The sequence below is a fragment of the Angustibacter sp. Root456 genome, assembly GCF_001426435.1.
In the GTDB taxonomy this organism is placed as follows: domain Bacteria; phylum Actinomycetota; class Actinomycetes; order Actinomycetales; family Angustibacteraceae; genus Angustibacter.
Genome location: NZ_LMER01000008.1, coordinates 1 through 2,140 on the forward strand (window position 1 = coordinate 1; position 2,140 = coordinate 2,140).

General features: G+C 70.0%; 2 protein-coding genes. Both read right to left on the minus strand.

Translation table 11 applies throughout. The features are described 5' to 3' along the window. Positions 1–65: 65 nt before the first annotated feature. Positions 66–848, minus strand: coding sequence for an IS21-like element helper ATPase IstB (istB, locus tag ASD06_RS04705; protein ID WP_056673959.1), 783 nt, complete (start codon positions 846–848; stop codon positions 66–68). Further along, the gene (gene istA / locus ASD06_RS04710) at positions 848–2,068 is read right to left on the minus strand and encodes an IS21 family transposase (RefSeq protein ID WP_056673962.1); all 1,221 of its coding nucleotides are present in this window, start codon (positions 2,066–2,068) and stop codon (positions 848–850) included. The genes istB and istA overlap by 1 nt, the downstream gene beginning before the upstream one ends. Positions 2,069–2,140: the final 72 nt, after the last annotated feature.

The window sequence follows — 2,140 nt, forward strand, 5'->3', positions numbered from 1 at the left end:
TGTCAACGACGGGTGAAAACGGACCCCCTGGCGTCGTGTGAAAGTGGACCCCTCTCGTGGTGTGTTCAGTCGGTCGCGGCCGCCGGCGGGCGGCCGAGGTCGCGGTTCTTGAGCCGGTAGGAGTCGCCCTTGAGGGCGATGACGTCGGCGTGGTGGACGAGGCGGTCGATCATGGCGGCGGCGACGGTGTCGTCGCCGAAGACCTCGCCCCAGCGCCCGAAGGGCTTGTTCGAAGTCACGATGAGCGAGGCGCGTTCGTAGCGGGCCGAGACGAGCTGGAAGAACAGGTTCGCGGCTTCGGGTTCGAAGGGGATGTAGCCGACCTCGTCGATGACCAGCAGCGGGTAGCGGCGCAGACGGCTTAGCTCGTCCTGCAACCTGCCGTCGTGGTGGGCAGTGGCGAGCCGGTCGACCCATTCGGCCGCGGTGGCGAACAGGACCCGGTGGCCGGCTTGGCAGGCGCGGATCGCGATCCCGGTGGCGAGGTGGGTCTTGCCGGTCCCGGGCGGGCCGATCAGGACGACGTTGTCCCGGCTGGCGATGAAGTCCAAGGTGCCCAGGTGGGCGATCTGCTCGCGTTTGAGGCCGCGGGCGTGGTCGTAGTCGAACTCCTCCAACGACTTGCGAGCCGGGAACCGGGCGGCGCGGATCCTGCCTTCACCGCCGTGGGCCTCGCGGGCGGCGACCTCGCGGCCCAGGACCGCGGCGAGGAACTCCTCATGGGTCCAGGACTCCGTGCGGGCCCGTTCGGCGAGCCGGTCGACGGCCTCGCGCATCGTGGGTGCCTTCAGCGCCCGGGTCAAGAACGCGATCTCGGCGGTGACGTCACGGGCCTTGGTCGTGGCCATCAGGCGACCTCCAGCCCGAAGCGGCGGTCGTAGTCGGCCAAGTCGCGCTGTTCGACCTCGCCGGCCTGCTCGGTGGGCGGGCGATCGTGCCGCGCGGCGGCCATGGCCAATGCCGCGGCCCGGTGCGCGGGGTCGGTGATCGTCTGATGGCGAGCCCAGCACCGGTCGTGGACCGCGAGCAGGCGCTCGCCCAGCCTGACGGTGACGTGGTCCAGGTCGGCGGCCACCTCGACCTTGCGGCCGACCGCGACCGGGTCGACGGAGTAGTCGTTGGAGTCCAGCCGGACGTAGTGGTCGCGCGGCAACCTCGTCGTCACTCGCCAGCCCAGGGTCGGGGTCACCGGCGGCAACGCGACCATCGCGGCCAGGTCGGTGGCCCACCGGTCGACCGGCTTGCAGCCCAGCGTCCGGTGATGACGGGAGTTCGCCCTGACCAGCCACTGCGTCAGCTGAGCGTTGAAGTCGGTGACCGAGGTGAACGTGCGCCCGGGCAAGAACGAGGTCTCGAAGTAGCCGTTGGTGCGCTCGACCAGGCCCTTGGCCTCCGGGTCCCGTGGGCGGCACTGGCGCACCCCGATGCCCAAGATCCCGCGGAAGACCTCGAACTCCTCAGCGAGCTTCGGTTTGCCACCACGCCAGGACCCGACCGCGACCTCGTTGTCCCAGACCAGCTCGCGCGGGACCGCGCCCATCCGCTGAAGCAGCTCCCAGTGCCCCAAGATCAGGTCAGGGGCCTGCCGAGACGCGATCATCACCGCGAACACCATCCGCGAGTAGCCCGCGCTCATCACCAGCACCGGCGGGGCCCCGACCTGTCCGGCCCCCAACGGGATCTGCACCGGCGGGAACCACAGGTCGCACTGGACCCGGTGGCCCGGGTCATAGCTCGTGCGCGTGGACGGGTCCGGCGGCAAGTAGTACGGACGGATCTCGCGCACCCGGTCCTTCAGAACCGTGATCGAGCGGGTCCACCCGATCCGCTCGGCGATCACCGTGGCCGGCATGTCCGGGGTCGTGCGCAACAGCTCACGGATCACCGGCTCGACCGCATCCACGATCGAGCCCTTCGGCGACCGGACGTACTTCGGCGGCTCGTCGCGGGCCAACGCCCGACGCACCGCGTTCCTCGAGACTGCCAGCCGGCGAGCGATCGCCTTGATCGCCATCCCCTCAACCCGGTGCAGCCTGCGGATCTCCGCCCAGTCCTCCACGGTCATCACCCTCCTCAGCGTGGCCGAGGGGGGTCCATTTTCAGCCGACGCTCAAGGGTCAGTTTTCAGGCGTCGCCGACA

Coding starts and splice junctions, on each gene's coding strand:
- istB (WP_056673959.1), bottom strand. CDS start 848: ATGGCCACGACCAAGGCCCGTGACGTCACCGCCGAGATCGCGTTCTTG.